This window comes from Streptomyces sp. C (genome assembly GCF_000158895.1).
In the GTDB taxonomy this organism is placed as follows: Bacteria; Actinomycetota; Actinomycetes; order Streptomycetales; family Streptomycetaceae; genus Streptomyces; species Streptomyces racemochromogenes.
Map to the genome: position 1 here is coordinate 5,884,696 of NZ_GG657750.1, position 17,597 is coordinate 5,902,292.

The 17,597-nt window shown below is 73.0% G+C and carries 12 protein-coding genes, 1 pseudogene and 1 riboswitch; of the genes and pseudogenes, 10 read left to right on the plus strand and 3 right to left on the minus strand.

What is annotated here, in order from left to right; genetic code table 11:
* Nucleotides 1-11: 11 nt before the first annotated feature.
* Entirely contained in the window at nucleotides 12-2,468 is a 2,457-nt protein-coding gene (locus SSNG_RS26625) for a DNA topoisomerase IV subunit A (RefSeq protein WP_007267020.1), read from the minus strand.
* A gap of 227 nt (nucleotides 2,469-2,695) precedes the next feature.
* On the opposite strand from SSNG_RS26625, the gene SSNG_RS26630 reads away from it, so the two are divergent.
* The 4 genes from SSNG_RS26630 (at nucleotide 2,696) to SSNG_RS26645 (ending at nucleotide 7,462) form a co-directional block, all read left to right on the plus strand.
* A complete protein-coding gene (locus tag SSNG_RS26630) occupies nucleotides 2,696-4,048 on the plus strand; it encodes a pitrilysin family protein (RefSeq protein WP_042801981.1) in 1,353 nt (450 codons plus the stop codon).
* A gap of 20 nt (nucleotides 4,049-4,068) precedes the next feature.
* Nucleotides 4,069-5,436, plus strand: a complete 1,368-nt coding sequence (locus SSNG_RS26635) for a pitrilysin family protein (protein ID WP_042804144.1) — start codon at nucleotides 4,069-4,071, stop codon at nucleotides 5,434-5,436.
* A gap of 217 nt (nucleotides 5,437-5,653) precedes the next feature.
* Nucleotides 5,654-5,811: riboswitch (cyclic di-AMP (ydaO/yuaA leader) on the plus strand.
* 12 nt (nucleotides 5,812-5,823) lie between these two features.
* Entirely contained in the window at nucleotides 5,824-6,627 is an 804-nt protein-coding gene (locus SSNG_RS26640; RefSeq protein WP_042801983.1) for a M23 family metallopeptidase, read from the plus strand.
* A gap of 169 nt (nucleotides 6,628-6,796) precedes the next feature.
* Nucleotides 6,797-7,462 (plus strand): GntR family transcriptional regulator, encoded by a 666-nt coding sequence (locus SSNG_RS26645; RefSeq protein ID WP_007267024.1) that lies wholly within the window; start codon nucleotides 6,797-6,799, stop codon nucleotides 7,460-7,462.
* A 152-nt stretch (nucleotides 7,463-7,614) separates the two neighbouring features.
* Here the strand turns inward: SSNG_RS26645 and SSNG_RS26650 are convergent, their stop codons facing one another.
* Nucleotides 7,615-7,896, minus strand: coding sequence for an HPr family phosphocarrier protein (locus SSNG_RS26650; protein ID WP_007267025.1), 282 nt, complete (start codon nucleotides 7,894-7,896; stop codon nucleotides 7,615-7,617).
* 210 nt (nucleotides 7,897-8,106) lie between these two features.
* Between SSNG_RS26650 and SSNG_RS26655 the strand changes: the two genes are divergently transcribed.
* The 6 genes and pseudogenes from SSNG_RS26655 to SSNG_RS26680 all read left to right on the plus strand — a co-directional run bounded on the left by SSNG_RS26655 (nucleotide 8,107) and on the right by SSNG_RS26680 (nucleotide 16,750).
* The gene (locus SSNG_RS26655; RefSeq protein WP_007267026.1) at nucleotides 8,107-10,893 is read left to right on the plus strand and encodes a bifunctional GNAT family N-acetyltransferase/acetate--CoA ligase family protein; all 2,787 of its coding nucleotides are present in this window, start codon (nucleotides 8,107-8,109) and stop codon (nucleotides 10,891-10,893) included.
* 47 nt (nucleotides 10,894-10,940) lie between these two features.
* The gene (locus SSNG_RS26660) at nucleotides 10,941-11,537 is read left to right on the plus strand and encodes a DUF5998 family protein (RefSeq protein WP_185911182.1); all 597 of its coding nucleotides are present in this window, start codon (nucleotides 10,941-10,943) and stop codon (nucleotides 11,535-11,537) included.
* Nucleotides 11,537-12,742, plus strand: a complete 1,206-nt coding sequence (locus SSNG_RS26665) for a nucleotide pyrophosphatase/phosphodiesterase family protein (RefSeq protein WP_007267028.1) — start codon at nucleotides 11,537-11,539, stop codon at nucleotides 12,740-12,742. The genes SSNG_RS26660 and SSNG_RS26665 overlap by 1 nt, the downstream gene beginning before the upstream one ends.
* 66 nt (nucleotides 12,743-12,808) lie before the next feature.
* Nucleotides 12,809-13,459 (plus strand): thymidine kinase, encoded by a 651-nt coding sequence (locus tag SSNG_RS26670; protein WP_007267029.1) that lies wholly within the window; start codon nucleotides 12,809-12,811, stop codon nucleotides 13,457-13,459.
* Between the two features lie 172 nt (nucleotides 13,460-13,631).
* Nucleotides 13,632-16,322: an AAA family ATPase gene (locus tag SSNG_RS26675; RefSeq protein WP_007267030.1), complete on the plus strand. Its 2,691-nt coding sequence runs from the start codon at nucleotides 13,632-13,634 to the stop codon at nucleotides 16,320-16,322.
* Between the two features lie 58 nt (nucleotides 16,323-16,380).
* Nucleotides 16,381-16,750, plus strand: a pseudogene (locus tag SSNG_RS26680) (6-carboxytetrahydropterin synthase).
* A gap of 33 nt (nucleotides 16,751-16,783) precedes the next feature.
* On the opposite strand, the gene SSNG_RS26685 reads toward SSNG_RS26680, so the two are convergent.
* The gene (locus tag SSNG_RS26685; RefSeq protein ID WP_042801985.1) at nucleotides 16,784-17,530 is read right to left on the minus strand and encodes a VOC family protein; all 747 of its coding nucleotides are present in this window, start codon (nucleotides 17,528-17,530) and stop codon (nucleotides 16,784-16,786) included.
* Nucleotides 17,531-17,597 lie beyond the last annotated feature (67 nt).

Genomic DNA, 17,597 nt, shown 5'->3' on the forward strand with positions numbered 1-17,597 from the left:
CGCCCCCGCAGCTACAGCGCGGCGCCCGCCAGCGACTCGACGGCGGCCGGCAGCGCGGCGCCCGAACCGTCGCGGCGCGGGTCCGGGTCCGGCAGCGCGGCCGGGGAGCCGTTCTTCGCGGCCGCGCGGACCGGGGCGTTGCCCGCCCAGGCCAGCGTCAGCACGTCCTCGCCCTTCAGGAACCGCTGGCAGCGCACGCCGCCGGTGGCCCGGCCCTTGCGCGGGTACTGGTCGAACGGGGTCAGCTTGCCGGAGCGCACCGAGTCGTCCAGCGTGCCGTGGGAGCCCGCCACCGTGAACACCACGGCGTCCCGGGCCGGGTCCACCGCCGAGAAGTGGATCACCTTGGCGTTCTCGGCGAGCTTGATGCCCGCCATACCGCCCGCCGGGCGGCCCTGGGGACGCACCTGGCCCGCCGGGTAGCGCAGCAGCTGGGCGTCGTCGGTGATGAAGACCAGGTCCTCCTCGCCCGTCCGCAGCTCGACCGCGCCGACGATCCGGTCGCCCTCCTTGAGGGTGATGACCTCCAGCTCGTCCTTGTTCGCCGGGTAGTCGGGCACGACCCGCTTGACCACGCCCTGCTCGGTGCCCAGGGCCAGGCCCTGCGAGGACTCGTCCAGGGAGAGCAGGCAGACCACCGTCTCGTCGGCCTCCAGCCCGGAGAGGAACTCCGAGACCGGGGCGCCGCCCGCCAGGTTCGGCGCGGCGGCCGTGTCCGGCAGCTGCGGCAGGTCGATCACCGCGAGCCGCAGCAGACGGCCGTACGAGGTGACCGCACCGACGTCCGCCCGGGCGGTCGCGGCGACCTGCGAGACGATCACGTCGTGCTTCGCGCGGGCGCCGCCCTCCTCGACGGGGAGCGGGTCGCCGTTCGCGGTACGGGCCAGCAGGCCGGTGGAGGACAGCAGCACCCGGCACGGGTCGTCGGCGACCTCCAGCGGGACGGCCGCCACCGAGGTGCCCGCCGACTCCAGGAGCACGGTGCGCCGCTCGGTGCCGAACTTCTTCGCCACCGCGGCCAGTTCCGCGGAGACCAGCTTGCGCAGCGCCGAGTCCGACTCCAGGATCCCGGTCAGCTCGTCGATCTCGCCGGTCAGCCGGTCGCGCTCGGACTCCAGCTCGATCCGGTCGAAGCGGGTGAGGCGGCGCAGCGGGGTGTCCAGGATGTACTGGGTCTGGACCTCGCTCAGCGAGAAGCGCTCCATCAGGCGCTCCTTGGCCTGCGCGGAGTTGTCGCTGTCGCGGATGATCCGGATGACCTCGTCGATGTCGAGGAGGGCCACGAGCAGGCCCTCGACCAGGTGCAGCCGGTCGCGGCGCTTGCCCCGGCGGAACTCGCTGCGCCGGCGCACGACCTCGAAGCGGTGGTCGAGGTAGACCTCCAGCAGCTCCTTGAGGCCCATCGTCAGCGGCTGCCCGTCGACCAGCGCGACGTTGTTGATGCCGAAGGACTCCTCCATCGGCGTCAGCTTGTACAGCTGCTCCAGGACGGCCTCCGGGTGGAAGCCGTTCTTGATCTCGATGACCAGGCGCAGGCCGTGCGAGCGGTCCGTGAGGTCCTTGACGTCGGCGATGCCCTGGAGCTTCTTCGAGCCGACGAGGTCCTTGATCTTCGCGATGACCTTCTCGGGGCCCACCGTGAAGGGCAGTTCGGTGACGACCAGGCCCTTGCGGCGCGCGGTCACGTCCTCCACGGACACGGTCGCACGGATCTTGAAGGTGCCGCGGCCGTTCGCGTAGGCGTCCTTGATCCCGGACAGGCCGACGATCCGGCCGCCGGTCGGCAGGTCCGGACCCGGCACGAAGCGCATCAGCGCCTCCAGGTCCGCCTCCGGGTACCGGATCAGGTGGCGGGCGGCCGCGATGACCTCGCCCAGGTTGTGGGGGGCCATGTTGGTGGCCATGCCGACGGCGATGCCGGAGGCGCCGTTGACGAGGAGGTTCGGGTAGGCCGCCGGCAGGGCGACGGGCTCGCGCTCCTGGCCGTCGTAGTTGGCGGTGAAGTCGACGGTGTCCTCGTCGATCGACTCCGTCATCAGCGACGTCGCGTCGGCCATCTTGCACTCGGTGTAGCGCATCGCGGCCGGCGGGTCGTCGTTGCCGAGCGAGCCGAAGTTGCCGTGGCCGTCGACCAGCGGGAGCCGCATCGAGAAGGGCTGGGCCATGCGCACGAGGGCGTCGTAGATCGACTGGTCGCCGTGCGGGTGCAGCTTGCCCATGACCTCGCCGACCACGCGGGCGCACTTGACGTACCCCCGGTCGGGCCGCAGGCCCATCTCGTTCATCTGGTAGACGATGCGCCGGTGCACCGGCTTCAGGCCGTCGCGGGCGTCGGGCAGGGCGCGGGAGTAGATCACCGAGTACGCGTACTCGAGGAAGGAGCCCTGCATTTCGTCGACGACGTCGATGTCGAGGATCTTCTCCTCGAAATCCTCCGGCGGCGGGGTCTTCGTGCTGCGGCGGGCCATCGCTGCGCGGCTCCTTAACCAAGGTTCGGGGGGTACTGGGGGGATCTGGCGTGTTTGACGCGGACCATTGTGGCCCGAGGCACCGACAACGCGGACTCCGACCCCGGGGGTCCCCCGTACGGAGTCGAGGGGAGTGACCCGGGAACTTATCCGGCCGTCGGTGCGCTTGCATACAGTGGCAGGTCTGACAGAAATCTCTGCATCGCGATCGAAGGGACCACATGCCCATGGGTCACACGGCCACAGCTCAGGCCGGCTCCGGCGGCCTGACAGCGACCGAGCACCGGCTGGCCAACGGCCTGCGCGTGGTGCTGTCCGAGGACCACCTCACTCCGGTCGCCGCCGTCTGCCTCTGGTACGACGTCGGCTCGCGCCACGAAGTCAAGGGGCGGACCGGTCTGGCTCACCTCTTCGAGCACCTGATGTTCCAGGGTTCGGCGAGCGTACCGGGCAACGGGCACTTCGAGCTCGTCCAGGGCGCCGGCGGCTCGCTGAACGGCACCACCAGCTTCGAGCGCACCAACTACTTCGAGACGATGCCGGCCCACCAGCTGGAGCTCGCCCTGTGGCTGGAAGCGGACCGCATGGGCTCGCTGCTGGCCGCCCTGGACGACGAGTCCATGGAGAACCAGCGCGACGTCGTCAAGAACGAGCGCCGCCAGCGGTACGACAACGTCCCCTACGGCACCGCGTTCGAGAAGCTGACCGCCCTCGCCTACCCGGAGGGCCACCCGTACCACCACACCCCGATCGGCTCGATGGCCGACCTGGACGCCGCGTCCCTGGAGGACGCGCGCAACTTCTTCCGTACGTACTACGCGCCCAACAACGCCGTGCTGTCGGTCGTCGGCGACATCGACCCGGAGCGGACCCTCGCCTGGATCGAGAAGTACTTCGGCACCATCCCGGCGCACGACGGCAAGCAGCCGCCGCGCGACGGCTCGCTCCCGGAGATCATGGGCGGGCAGCTGCGCGAGGAGATCGTCGAGGAGGTCCCGGCGCGTGCGCTGATGGCCGCCTACCGCCTGCCGCACGACGGCACCCGCGAGTGCGACGCCGCCGACGTGGCGCTGACCGTCCTGGGCGGCGGCGAGTCCTCCCGCCTGCACAACCGCCTGGTACGCCGTGACCAGACGGCCGTGGCGGCCGGGTTCGGCATGCTGCGCCTGGCCGGCGCGCCCTCGCTGGGCTGGCTGGACGTCAAGACCTCCAGCGGCGTCGAGGTGCCCGCCATCGAGGCGGCCGTCGACGAGGAGCTCGCGCGGTTCGCCGCCGAGGGCCCGACGGCCGAGGAGATGGAGCGCGCCCAGGCGCAGCTGGAGCGCGAGTGGCTGGACCGGCTCGGCACCGTGGCCGGCCGCGCCGACGAACTGTGCCGCTTCGCGGTGCTCTTCGGCGACCCCCAGCTCGCCCTGACCGCCGTCCAGCGGGTGCTGGACGTCACCGCCGAGGAGGTGCAGGCCGTGGCCGCGGCCAGGCTGCGCCCCGACAACCGCGCGGTGCTGGTCTACGAGCCGCTGGCCGGCGCCGAGGCCCACGAGACCGAGCAGCACGACGAGAACGAGGGGGCGGAGCAGTGAGCGACACCGCAGCCGTCACGATGACCTTCCACCCGCGGCCGCAGGCCGGCGAGGCGAAGCCGTGGGCCTTCCCGGCCCCGGAGCGCTCCACGCTCCCCAACGGCCTGACCCTGCTGCGCTGCCACCGCCCCGGCCAGCAGGTGGTGGCGGTCGAGGTCAACCTCGCGGCCCCGCTGGACGCCGAGCCCGAGGGCCTCGACGGGGTGGCCACCATCATGGCCCGCGCCCTGTCGGAGGGCACCGACAAGCACTCCGCCGAGGAGTTCGCCGCCGAGCTGGAGCGCTGCGGCGCCACCCTCGACGCCCACGCCGACCACCCCGGCCTGCGGGTCTCCCTGGAGGTGCCGGCCTCCCGGCTGCCCAAGGCGCTCGCCCTGCTCGCCGAGGCCCTGAGCGCGCCCGCCTTCGCCGACAGCGAGGTCGACCGCCTGGTGCGCAACCGGCTCGACGAGATCCCGCACGAGCTGGCCAACCCGCAGCGCCGCGCCGCCAAGGAGCTCTCCAAGGAGCTGTTCCCGGCCGCGCTGCGCATGTCCCGCCCGCGCCAGGGCACCGAGGAGACGGTCGCGCGGATCGACGCCGCGGCCGTACGCGCCTTCTACGAGGCCCACGTACGCCCCTCCACCGCCACCGCCGTGGTCGTCGGCGACCTGACCGGCATCGACCTGGACGCCCTGCTGGCCGACACCCTGGGCGCCTGGACCGGCAACACCGCCCCGGCCCGCCCCGTGCAGCCGGTGACGGCCGACGACACGGGCCGCGTGGTCATCGTGGACCGGCCCGGCGCCGTCCAGACGCAGCTGCTGATCGGCCGGATCGGCCCGGACCGGCACGACATCGTCTGGGCCCCGCAGGTGCTCGGCACCTACTGCCTCGGCGGCACCCTCACCTCCCGCCTGGACAAGGTGCTGCGCGAGGAGAAGGGCTACACCTACGGCGTGCGCGCCTTCGGGCAGGTGCTGCGCTCGACCGCCGACGGCAAGGGCGCCTCGATGCTCGCCATCAGCGGTTCGGTGGACACCCCCAACACGGGTCCGGCGCTGGAGGACCTGTGGAAGGTGCTGCGGACCCTCGCGGAGGGCGGACTGACCGACGCCGAGCGGGACGTGGCGGTGCAGAACCTGGTGGGCGTGGCCCCGCTGAAGTTCGAGACGGCCGCCTCCGTCGCCGGCACGCTCGCCGACCAGGTCGAGCAGGAGCTGCCGGACGACTACCAGGCGCGGCTGTACGCGCGGCTGGCCGAAACCGGTACGGCGGAGGCCACTTCGGCCGTGGTGAACGCCTTCCCGGTGGACCGTCTGGTCACCATCCTGGTGGGCGACGCCGCGCAGATCGAGGAGCCCGTCCTGGCCCTCGGGATCGGTGAGGTCACCGTCGTCTCCAACTGAGGGGCGCGAGGCCCGAGACGGGCCGGGATCCGGCCCGTTTCCAGGGGGCTCCGGTGGAACATCCACCGGAGCCCCCTTTGTCCGTTTGATGGCGTGGTTGCAGGTATGCGGTGTGGCGTACGCAACAAAACCGCTCGTCTGTTTGGCGATTGACTGATGATCCGCCTAGCGTCGGCCGTGCTGTTCGTCAGTTTGTACCCGCCGCACCCGCGGCACCGGACAGCGATCGCCGAGTCCCCGTCAGGCGCGAGCCTGGGGAGCCGGGGACCCACATGTCCCTGGGGTGAATCGGACCCCCTCGCCAGAGGAGGCCCGTAGGAGACCTTCCTGCTCCGAACCCGTCAGCTAACCCGGTAGGCGAGAGGGAAGGAAAGGATCACCCCCTTCATGGCGTTTGGCAGTCGTGCCGCCGGTTCTGGTAAGCACCGTGGTTCCAGCCGTCTGAGCCGCAAGACCGCCGGCTTCGCCGGCGTCGCCGCCCTCGCCACTACGGGCGTGGTCGGCACCCTGGCCGCTCCGGCCTTCGCGGCGGACCACAGCAGCTCCCCGTCCATGGAGGACACCGGTCAGAACGCGATCGTCGTCGCCGACGGTCTGCAGGACGACATCGAGGTCCAGGCCGCCACCCAGCAGAGCGCCGCCGAGGCCGTCGCCGCGCAGGCGCAGGCCGAGGCCGAGGCGAAGACGCGGGCCGCCGAGGCCAAGCGCACCGCCGAGGCCAAGGAGAAGGCCGAGCGCGAGGCCGCCGAGAAGGCCGCCCAGGAAGAGGCCCGCAAGCGCCTCAACACCTTCGTGGCCCCGGTCGACGGCTCGTACGTCAGCACCCAGTACGGTGCGGGCGGCGGCATGTGGTCCTCCGGCAGCCACACGGGCATCGACTTCCACGCCGACGAGGGCAGCGTCGTCCACGCCGTGGGCGCGGGCACCGTCGTCGAGGCCGGCTGGGGCGGCGCGTACGGCAACAACGTCGTCATCCGCCACAACGACGGCACCTACACCCAGTACGGGCACCTGCTCTCGCTGAGCGTCTCCGCCGGCCAGACGGTCACCCCGGGCCAGCAGATCGGCCTCTCGGGCTCCACGGGCAACTCCAGCGGCCCGCACCTGCACTTCGAGGCCCGCACCGGCGCCACGTACGGCACGGACATCAACCCGCTGACGTACCTGCGCAACCACGGCGTGGGCATCTGACCCGCACGCACGCAGCGCGCTTCACCGAAGAAGGCCCCGGCTCACAGAGCCGGGGCCTTCTTCGTATTTCCGGACCTGTTTCCGGCCCCGCTCGTAAATCCGCCGGGTATTGCAATAGAGTCGCAGCACGGCCACGATAAACCGAACCGAAACCAGCGGAGGTCCGGCCTTGCGTATTCCGGCGCACGCGGTGTGCACAGCGATTCGCGACGACATCGTCTCCGGTTTCTTCGGGCCGGGCGGCCGGCTGACCGAGGAGGTGCTCGCCCGCCGCTACGGGGTCTCGCGCGTCCCGGTCCGCGAGGCGCTGCGGACCCTGGAGTCCGAGGGCTTCGTCACCACGCGGCGGCACGCGGGCGCCTGCGTGGCCGAGCCGACCGCGCAAGAGGCCGCCGACCTCCTGGAGCTGCGGATGCTGCTGGAGCCGCTCGCCGCCTCCCGGGCCGCCCGCCGGCGCACCGACGGCCACCTCAAGGTGTTGCGCGGACTGGTCAGGCTGGGCCGGGAGCGGGCCGGGCGGGCCCAGGGCGAGGACCTGCGCTCCCTGGGGAGCTGGTTCCACGAGACGCTGGCCCAGGCCTCGGCGAGCCCGGGGCTGATCTCCCTGCTGACCCAGACCCGGCACAAGATCGCCTGGATGTACGTGGTCGAGGCCCCCGCGCAGCCCGCGGAGTGCTGGGCCGAGCACGCCGCGATCGTGGACGCCGTCGCGCGCGGCGACGCGGAGCGGGCCAGGGCCCTGACCGCGCTGCACGCGCAGCGGTCGGCCGGGGCGCACCGGCCGAGGGTGAGGAACCCGCAACCTGCCGTAAACACGGCGAGTTCTCCGAATTAACAATTCCCGTATACAACGGAGGGATATCCCCGCCCGGCCGGACTGCTTTCCGATGGAATTCCCGTCCGCTTTTGCGCTGCTGTCAAAGCACGGAAGCCGCAATCCCCGGGGTGGTGGGGACTGCGGCTTCCGGTCTACCGGACCCGAAGGGGTCAGACGGTCTCGGGGAGCTCCTCGAGGCCCTCGGCGACCAGCTTCGCGAGGCGGTCGAGCGCGGCGTCCGCGCCCTCGGCGTCGGAAGCCAGGACGATCTCCTCGCCGCCCTGGGCGCCCAGGCCCAGGACCGCCAGCATCGACGCGGCGTTGACGGGGTCGCCGCCGGCCTTCGCGATGGTCACCGGGACTCCGGAGGCGGTGGTCGCCCGGACGAAGATCGAGGCGGGACGAGCGTGCAGGCCCTCGGCCCAGCCGACGTTGACGCGGCGCTCTGCCATGGTGATGCCCTTCAGGTTCTACGGGTTGTCTAGACCAGTCTCTCACGCCGTCCGGAATGCTCGGACCGACCTTCGGCCCGTAGCCACCGCCGTTCGACCCTCCCCAGCTTGCCCTGGTTCGCCACGGTGTGCCGCATTCGCCGCGCGCTCGCCGAACGGGCCGCCCACCGCACCCGCACACCCGGCCGGACCTCCCCTTAAGGTGGCCCCATGACCACCGCGTCGGACCCCTCGTACCCGGCCCACTGGGAAGCGGACGTCGTGCTGCGCGACGGCGGCACCGCCCGGATCCGCCCCATCACCACCGAGGACGCGGGCCGCCTGGTCAGCTTCTACGAACAGGTCTCGGACGAGTCGAAGTACTACCGCTTCTTCGCGCCCTACCCCCGCCTCTCGGACCGCGACGTCCGCCGCTTCACGCACCACGACTACGTCGACCGGGTCGGCCTCGCCGCGACCATCGGCGGGGAGTTCATCGGCACGGTCCGCTTCGACCGCATCGGCCCCGACGGCCGGCCCGCCTCCGCCCCCGCCGACGAGGCCGAGGTCGCCTTCCTCGTCCAGGACGCCCACCAGGGCCGCGGGGTCGCCTCCGCCCTCCTGGAACACATCGGCGCGGTGGCCCGCGAACGCGGCATCCGCAGGTTCGCGGCCGAGGTGCTGCCCGCCAACACCAAGATGATCAAGGTGTTCACGGACGTCGGCTACCAGCAGAAGCGCAGCTTCGAGGACGGCTCCGTCCACCTCACCCTCGACCTCGAACCCACCGCCGAGTCCCTCGCCGTCCAGCGCGCCCGCGAACAGCGCGCGGAGGCCCGCTCCGTGCAGCGCCTCCTCGCCCCCGGCTCCGTCGCGGTGGTCGGCGCCAGCCGCTCCGGCGCCGGCGTGGGCGCCACCGCCCTGCGCAACCTGCGCGACGGCGGCTTCCGCGGACACCTCTACGCCGTCAACGAGGCCCGCGCCCCCGGCATGGAGGGCGACCTCCTCGAAGGCGTACGGGCCTACCGCGCCCTCGCCGACATCGGCGCCCCCGTCGACCTCGCCGTGATCGCCGTCCCCGCGGACCGGGTCCCCGACGCGGTGGCCGCCTGCGGCGAGAACGGGGTGCAGGGGCTGGTGGTGCTGTCCGCCGGATACGGCGAGAGCGGCCCCGCCGGCCTCGCCCGCCAGCGCGAACTGGTGCGGCAGGTCCGCTCGTACGGAATGCGGCTCATCGGGCCCAACGCCTTCGGGGTGATCAACACCGCCCCGGAGGTGGAGCTGAACGCCTGCCTCGCCCCGGCCCCCGCCTCCGCGCGCGGCCCGATCGGCCTGTTCACCCAGTCCGGGGCGATCGGCATCGCCCTGCTGTCCGCCCTGCTGCGGCGCGGCGAGGGACTGTCGTCCTTCGTCTCCGCCGGGAACCGGGCCGACGTCTCCGGGAACGACATCCTCCAGTACTGGTACGAGGACGAGGCCACCGACGTCGCCCTCATGTACCTGGAAACCCTCGGCAACCCGCGCAAGTTCACCCGCCTCGCCCGCCGCACCGCCGCCGTCAAGCCCGTCGTCGTCGCCCTGGGCGGCCGCCACACCCCCGCCGGACACGTCGTCCCCGGCACCCGGCTCCCCGAGGCCACCGTATCCGAGCTGCTCCGCCAGGCCGGCGTCATCCGCGTCGACACCGTCACCGAGCTGGTCGACGTCGGCCTGCTGCTGGCCGGGCAGCCGCTGCCGGCCGGCCCCAGGGTGGCGATCCTCGGGAACTCCGAGTCGCTCGGCGTCCTCACCTACGACGCCTGCCTGACCGAGGGGCTGCGCCCGCTGCCCCCGCTGGACCTGACGACCGCCGCCGGCCCGGCCGACTTCCGCACCGCCCTGCGCGCGGCGCTCGCCTCCGGGGACTGCGACGCCGTCGTCGTCACCGCCATCCCCTCCGTGAGCGACCGCCGGCTCGCCGACGACCTCGCGCAGGCGCTGCGGGAGGCCGTCGCCGAGGTCCCGGGCAAGCCCGTCGCCGTGGTCCACGTGGAACTCGGCGACCTCGTCGAAGCCCTGTCCGCCGCGGCCGGCGACACGCCCCCCGCCTCGCCCCCGCCGCCCGCCGAGGTGCCCGCCGACGGCGGCGCCCACCCCGTCGAGGGCGCCGGCCGGATCCCGGCCTACCCGGCCGCCGAGCGCGCCGTGAAGGCCGTCGCCGAGGCCGTGCGGTACGCCCGGTGGCGCCGGGACAACGCCGAGACCGGACAGGTCCCCGAATTCGAGGACATCGACGAGGCGGGGGCCGCCGCCCACCTCTCCATCCTGCTGGCGGGCGTCGAGGAGGGCGCCGCGCTGACCCTGGACGAGGCCGACGCCCGCGGGCTCCTGGCCCGCTACGGGATCCGGGTGCTGCCCACCCTCCCCGCCCCCAGCCCCGACGCCGCCGTGCGCGCGGCCCGGGTCCTGGGCTACCCGGTCGCCCTCAAGACCACCGCCCCGCACCTGCGCCACCGCGCCGACCTGGGCGGCGTACGCCTCGACCTCACCGGCGAGCCCGAGCTCAGACGCTCGTACGAGGAGCTCACCGAGGTCCTCGGGAAGCCGGCCGAGCTGCAGCCCGTGGTGCAGTCGATGGCCCCGCGCGGAGTGGACACCGTCGTCCGCGCCACGGTCGACCCCGCCGCCGGAGCCGTCCTCTCCTTCGGCCTCGCCGGCGTCCCCTCCGAGCTGCTCGGCGACACCGCCCACGGCCTGGTCCCCGCCACCGACCGGGACACCGCCGCCCTGATCCGCTCCATCCGCGCCGCCCCGCTGCTCTTCGGCTGGCGCGGCAGCGACCCCGTCGACACCCCCGCCCTGGAGGAACTGCTGCTGCGGCTGTCCCGGCTGCTGGACGACCACCCGGAAGTGACCGGCGTCTCGCTGGAACCGGTCGTCGTCGCCACCGAGGGCCTCTCCGTGCTCAGCGCCACCGTCCGCGTGGCCCACCCGCCCGCCCGGACCGACCTCGGCCCGCGCACGCTGCCGAGCTACTGAGCGCACGGCAGGCAGGGGGAGCCCGTACGGGCCTTAGGATGGACCTCATGGCGAAATCCGGTACGACGACCCAGGGACTGCGCGCGGCCATCGAGCGCAGCGGCTACTACCCGGCCCTCGTGGCCGAGGCGGTGGAGGCCGCGGTGGGCGGCGAGCCGATCTCGTCGTACCTGGTCCACCAGGAGACCACCTTCGACTCCAACGAGGTGCGCCGGCACGTCACCGTGCTGGTCCTGACCGGCAACCGGTTCATCGTCAGCCACACCGACGAGCAGGCCGCCGACGCCGGGTCGCCGTCCCCGTACGCGACCACCTCCACCGAGTCGGTCAAGCTCTCCAGCATCTCCTCCGTGGTGCTCAGCCGGGTCGTGGCCAACCCGGAGTCGTACACGCCCGGCCAGCTGCCCCGCGAGGTCGTCCTGACCATCGGCTGGGGCGCGGTCTCGCGCATCGACCTGGAGCCCGCCGCCTGCGGCGACCAGAACTGCGACGCCGACCACGGCTACACCGGCAACTCCACCGCCGACGACCTCAGCCTGCGCGTCAGCGAGGCCGGCGACGGCCCCGAGACGGTCCGCCAGGCGCTGCTCTTCGCCCAGGCACTCAGCGAGGCGACGGCGGCAACCTCCGGTCCCGCCCGCTGATGTCCTACTCCGTACCGTCGAACTGGCAGGACGAACCGGAACTGCTCGACCTCGCGGGCGCCCCCGTTCCGCAGTACGGCTCCGGCTCCCTCGCCGACCTGCTGCCGACCCTCGCGGCCGGCCAGGGCGTACCCGGCCTCGCCGCGGGGATCGCCGAGCTGGCTCCGGCCGACCGGAACTGCGTGTTCCTGGTCGACGGCATGGGCTGGGAGCAGATCAAGGCCCACCCGGACGAGGCCCCGTTCCTCACCTCCCTCCTCGCGAGCTCGCGCGGCGGCACCGGTCTGCCGATCACCTCCGGCTTCCCGGCGACCACCGCCACCTCCCTGGCCTCCGTCGGCACCGGCCTGCCCCCCGCCCGGCACGGCCTGCCCGGCTACGCCGTGCGCAACCCGGCGTCCGGCGAGCTGATGAACCAGCTCCGCTGGCACCCGTGGACCCCGCCGAAGCCCTGGCAGCCGTACCCGACGGTGTTCCAGCTCGCCGACGCTGCCGGGGTGCACACCGCGCAGGTGTCCGCGCCGAACTTCCAGAGCACCCCGCTCACCAAGATCGCGCTCAGTGGCGGCACCTTCCACGGCCGGATGACCGGCGAGGAGCGGATGGACCTCGCGGCGATCCAGCTCGCGGCGGGCGAGCGCTCGCTCGTGTACACGTACTTCAGCGAGCTCGACGGCGCCGGGCACCGGCACGGCGTGGACTCCGACGCCTGGCGCGGCCAGCTCATGTGCGTCGACCGGCTCGTGCAGCGCCTCGCGGACCAGCTGCCGCCGCGCACCGCCCTGTACGTCACCTCCGACCACGGCATGGTCGACGTGCCCTTCGACGAGGACTCCCGGATCGACTTCGACGAGGACTGGGAGCTGGGCGCGGGCGTGGCCCTGCTCGGCGGCGAGGGCCGGGCCCGGCACGTCTACGCGGTGCCTGGCGCCGAGGCCGACGTGCTGACCGTCTGGCGCGAGGTGCTCGGCGACCGCTTCTGGGTCGCGAGCCGCGAAGAGGCCCTGGCACTGGGCTGGTTCGGGGCGCCGGGCGAGTGCGACGAGCGGGTCCTCGGCCGGATCGGCGACGTGATCGCAGCGGCCCAGGCCGACGTCGCGATCACCGCCTCCCGCAACGAGCCCAACGAGTCGGCGCTCACCGGGATGCACGGCTCGATGACCGCGGCCGAGCAGCTGGTCCCGCTGCTCGAAATCCGCACCTGACCGCCCCGCTCCTCCCCGCCCCTTCCCGCTCCCACCCCGACCGATCCGAAAGGTCCCGTACTTCCCATGCCCGAGCTGGTGTTCTTCTCCGGAACGATGGACTGCGGAAAGAGCACGCTGGCTCTGCAAATCACGCACAACCGCTCCGCGCGGGGCCTGGTGGGCGTGATCTTCACCCGCCAGGACCGGGCGGGCGAGGGCAAGCTGTCCTCGCGCCTGGGCCTGGTGACGGACGCCGTCGAGGTCACCGACGCCATGGACGTCTACACGTACCTCGTGGGGGAGCTCTCGGCGGGCGGCAAGGCGGACTACGTGATCGTCGACGAGGCCCAGTTCCTCGCGCCCGAGCAGATCGACCAGCTGGCGCGCGTCGTGGACGACCTCCACATGGACGTCTTCGCCTTCGGGATCACCACCGACTTCCGCACCAAGCTCTTCCCCGGCTCGCAGCGCCTCATCGAGCTGGCCGACCGGATCGAGCAGCTCCAGGTCGAGGCCCTGTGCTGGTGCGGCGCACGCGCCACGCACAACGCCCGTACGGTGGGCGGGCAGATGGTGGTCGAGGGCGAGCAGGTGGTGGTCGGCGACGTGAACCGCCCGGCGGAGGAGATCGGCTACGAGGTCCTCTGCCGCCGGCACCACCGCCGCCTGATGACCTCCGCGTCCGCCCACGCGGGCTCCCTCTCCCCGGACGTCCTCCCGGTCAACAACGCCTGACGCCGTCCTTCCCGGTGCCCGCGCGGTCCCGGGGAGCGCGGGTCGGCGCCATCCGGATGAGCCGATCTCGCCGAGTCACGGGCGGGACGAACCCGGATGATCTACCGTTGGCGGCGCCCCGCCGAAAAACGGGCCGGGAAGCTCTGCCAGACCATGGGACGGGGGACGTGGGGTGCCGATCGGATTCGTCGATCGCGTCGAGCACATGGAGGAACTGCGTTCGGTCCTGGCGTCGCTCGTGGAGGGGCGGGGCGGCCGGGCCCTCGCCTTCGACAGTGCGTCAGGAATGGGCAAGTCGGCTCTGCTGAGGGCGTTCGAGGCGGAGGCCGCCGCATCTCCGGGCCCGGCCGGGTGCCGGATCGTCTCCACCGCGTGCCGGCCCGGCATCGGACCGGACCTGATGTACGGGCCGGTGCTCGACCTGCTCCTGAAGATCGGGGAGGACCAGGAACCCAAGCGGCGCGGCGTGTTCAGGAGGATGCTCGGCGCCACCGGGCAGGGGGTGGTCCGATCGGCACCGGAGGTGCTGTCCGCGATCGTCCCCGGACTCGGGGCGGTGTTCACCCTGGGACGGGAGATCACCGAGGCCTCCCTCGACTCGGGGTCGATGCCCTTCGACAGCCTGCTGCCGTTCCGGCACGCGGCGGCGCTCCGGATCGTGGACGGTCTGCTGGAGGTGGTCCGGCAGGGCCCGCCGACCGTGCTCGTGATCGACGACGTCCAGCACATCGACGAGAGCAGCCAGTTCGTCCTCGACCAGCTCCTGCGCAAACTACCGCAGGAGCAACTCGCCCTCGTGCTCAGCCACACGAGCGACGGGGCGTACGCGGACGGCCGGGAATCCAGGATCGAGGCGCTGCTGCACCGCTGGTCCGGTGAGGGACTGCTACGGCGCAGGACGATGGGGGGACTGCCGCAGGACGCCATCGCCGAGCTCGTCGCGCAGCGGCACCCGGCGGCTCCGCCCGCCCTCTCGCACCGGCTGGCGGAGCTGACGGGCGGCCACGCCATATTCGTGACGCTCTGCCTGGAGGAGTGGAGCCCCGACCACGGGGCCGAGGTGGCCCTGCCGGCCACCCTGTCGAGGGTGGTGGAGGAGCGGTTGCGCACGCTGACCGAGCAGGACCGTGCCCTGCTCGTCACCGGGGCGGCCCAGGGGGAGGTGTTCCTGTCGGGCACGGTCGCGGCGGTCACGGGCGTACCGCACGACGTCGTGATGGAGCGGCTGCGGCTGATCGCGCGGGACCACCGCCTGCTCGTCCCCGAGGAGCCGCCCGCGTGGGCGCGCTGGGAGTCGGCGGACTGCTACCGCTTCGAGCACCGCGCGCTGTGGAGCGTCGTCTACGCACAGCAGAGCGCCGAGCAGATGCGCTCGCGGCACGCACGGATCGCGGAGGCGCTCGGCCAGGCGCGACCGGAGACCACCTCGCTGGAGCGGCGGCTGGAGATCGCTCGCCACCTCAGGCGGGGCGGGCCGGCCTGTCTGGCCGCATCGGCCGACGCGCATTTCGCGCTCGCGCGGGACGCGGCCACAGAGGGACTGTCCTTCGCCGAGGCCGAGCGGCACTGCGAGGAAGTGATCAAGGCCGCCCGGGACCTGCCGATGGGGACGGAGGGACGGGACCGGCGCTTCGTGCAGGCCGTGGAGCTGCTCCTCTCGCTGACCGAGGTGCGCTGGCGAGGGCAGAGCCGCCCCGCGGGCGGACCCGACATCGACGACCTGGCGGCCGAGGCGGAGGCCGCGGCGGGGCGGTGCGCGGAGCCGGAGCTGGCCATCCGTGCGACGCTGCTGCGCGGCAAGACCCTCCTCGCCACGCAGGGCCTCGTACCCTCACTGGTCAAGCTGGCCGCCGCCGTGGAGCTGGCCGAGGAGCACGGGGACCCGGTACCCCTCTTCGTGGCCCGGGTCGAGTACGGCCGGCAGGTCTCCAAGCGCAGGCTCGCCGACGGCCTCGCGCAGCTCCGGGAGGCGGAGCGCATGTACGCCTCGGACCCGCGCCTCGGGGGCAGCGGGGAGCCGGTGCTCCAGCACGCCCGCAACCTGGGGGAGATGCAACTCGGCATCACCCTCTTCGACAGCGGGTACCTCACCGAGGCGCTGACGAGGCTGACCCGGTGCGTCGCGCGGTTGCGCGACGAGCCGTTGAAGGCGGAGCTGCCCATAGCGCTCAACTACCTCGCCCAGGTGCACATGGGCCTCGGGGACGAGGAGAAGGCGGAGGAGGCCCTGCGCGAGGCCCTCGATTTCGAGGCGGACCGCGGCGGTGACAGCGCCTGGCACGCCTACAACGCCGCGCTCCTCGCCCGCATCGTCGCGCGGCGTGCGGGCGACCGGGAGGAGGGCCGCCGGCTGATCGCCGAGGCCTGGGCGGAAACCGAGCGGACGTGGCTGGCCAATCTGGTCCCCATCGTGCGCAACCTCTACGCGGAGGTGCTCCTCGCCGACGCCGGGGAGTACGGCGAGGAGCTCGACGCCGCGGAGCGGCTGGCGGTCGCCACCTGCGTCGAGACGCGGCGCAGCGGCATGGTGCGCAGCGAGATCGCGGCGCACTCCCTGCGCAGCCGGATCCTGGTGCGCAAGGGCGACGTGGAAGGGGCCGAGGAGCACGCGCGGGAGGCGCTGCGGATCCTGGGCGAGGTCGGGGACATGCCCGCGCTGCGCACCGAGGAGGTCCTCTACCACTCGGCGCTCGTCCTGTCGGCGCGCGGATTCGAGGACGAAGCGCGGGGCTTGCTCGACCGTGCCAGGGATGCGGTCCTGCGCAAGGCGGACCTGATCGCCGATGACGCGGTGCGGGAGCGATTCCTGTCCGGCGTCTCCCTCAACCGCGCCGTTCTCGGCGCCGGCGAGGTGGACCGGTGATGCGCGGAGCACTCATGCCGGGCGGAGTTCCGCCGCTCGCGGGCCGACGGGGGTGGCCATGCTGACGATCACCAAGGAGTTCCACTTCTCGGCCAGCCATGTTCTCGACCGGCTGCCGGGCTGGCACCCCTGCGCCCGCATGCACGGGCACAACTACGTCGTGGTCCTCGAACTCCGCGGCCGCCGGGAGGACCTCACGGAGGCCGGATTCGTGAGGGACTACCGGGATCTCGACGCGTTCAAGAAGTGGGTGGACGAGACCCTCGACCACCGTCACCTGAATGAGGCGATGGGGGGGGGGTACCTCGCCCTCGGCGGAGAACCTCGCCGTATGGATCCACGACCTGTGGACGGAGCGGATCCCCGAGCTCACGGCCGTCAGGGTCTCCGAGACGCCCAAGACCTGGGCCGAGTACCGGCCCGGCTGAGGGACGTCGCGCGCGGCGGGTGCCCGGGCCGGCTCAGAAGCGGCCGGGCGCGGCCGGGCCGACGATGCTGAACGCGGCGCCGTCGCGGTCGCGCAGGGTGCGCTCGTGGGGGAAGGCGGCGGAGCCCGCCGCGGGGACGGCGATGCCGCCGAGCGCGGTGGCGGCCTCCACCGCGGCGTCGAGGTCGGGGACCCGGAAGTGGGTGCGCCAGCGCGGCCTCAGGTGCGGGTCGGGGGCCTCCGCGAGCGTCCCGCCGTGCAGGCGGGCCACGGTCCGGCCCGCGCGGCGGAGCAGGATGCGGTCGTCCTCCTCCACGTAGGCGACCTCGCAGCAGCCGGCGTGGTCGCAGGCCCACTCCAGGACCTCGCCGTAGAAGATGGCGGCGTCGAAGGCGTTCCGGGTGTGCAGCTCCAGCCAGGCCGGCGCCGCATCGCCGCCCATGCCCCAGTCCGGGATGGCCTCGCCCTGCCAGATCCCGAAGACCGCCCCGTCCCGGTCGGCGGCGAGCGCGGCCCGGCCGGTGCCGAAGGACAGGGGGCCGACGGCGACGGTCCCGCTGCGCTCCCGGATGCGTGCCGCGGTGATGTCGGCGTCCTCCACGGCGAAGTACGGGGTCCAGGTGACGGGGATGCTGAGCGTCGGGGGCAGCGCGCCGATCCCGGCCACCGGGACCCCGGAGGCGAAGCCGACGGCGAAGGCCTCGCCGAGGCGGGCGGGGCCGAATTCCCATCCGAGGACCGCGCTGTAGAACTCCTTCGACGCGTCGAGGTCGCGGGCCATGAGGCTGACCCAGCAGGGCGCGCCGAACGTTTCGTGACTCGATGTCGACACGGTGTACCCCATCCGC

What these genes read in the sequence shown, in the direction of transcription:
- SSNG_RS26625 (WP_007267020.1), bottom strand. Translation starts at nt 2,468, where the DNA reads ATGGCCCGCCGCAGCACGAAGACCCCGCCGCCGGAGGATTTCGAGGAG.
- SSNG_RS26630 (WP_042801981.1), top strand. Translation starts at nt 2,696, where the DNA reads ATGGGTCACACGGCCACAGCTCAGGCCGGCTCCGGCGGCCTGACAGCG.
- SSNG_RS26635 (WP_042804144.1), top strand. Translation starts at nt 4,069, where the DNA reads ATGACCTTCCACCCGCGGCCGCAGGCCGGCGAGGCGAAGCCGTGGGCC.
- SSNG_RS26640 (WP_042801983.1), top strand. Translation starts at nt 5,824, where the DNA reads ATGGCGTTTGGCAGTCGTGCCGCCGGTTCTGGTAAGCACCGTGGTTCC.
- SSNG_RS26650 (WP_007267025.1), bottom strand. Translation starts at nt 7,896, where the DNA reads ATGGCAGAGCGCCGCGTCAACGTCGGCTGGGCCGAGGGCCTGCACGCT.
- SSNG_RS26655 (WP_007267026.1), top strand. Translation starts at nt 8,107, where the DNA reads ATGACCACCGCGTCGGACCCCTCGTACCCGGCCCACTGGGAAGCGGAC.
- SSNG_RS26660 (WP_185911182.1), top strand. Translation starts at nt 10,941, where the DNA reads ATGGCGAAATCCGGTACGACGACCCAGGGACTGCGCGCGGCCATCGAG.
- SSNG_RS26665 (WP_007267028.1), top strand. Translation starts at nt 11,537, where the DNA reads ATGTCCTACTCCGTACCGTCGAACTGGCAGGACGAACCGGAACTGCTC.
- SSNG_RS26670 (WP_007267029.1), top strand. Translation starts at nt 12,809, where the DNA reads ATGCCCGAGCTGGTGTTCTTCTCCGGAACGATGGACTGCGGAAAGAGC.
- SSNG_RS26685 (WP_042801985.1), bottom strand. Translation starts at nt 17,530, where the DNA reads ATGGCCCGCGACCTCGACGCGTCGAAGGAGTTCTACAGCGCGGTCCTC.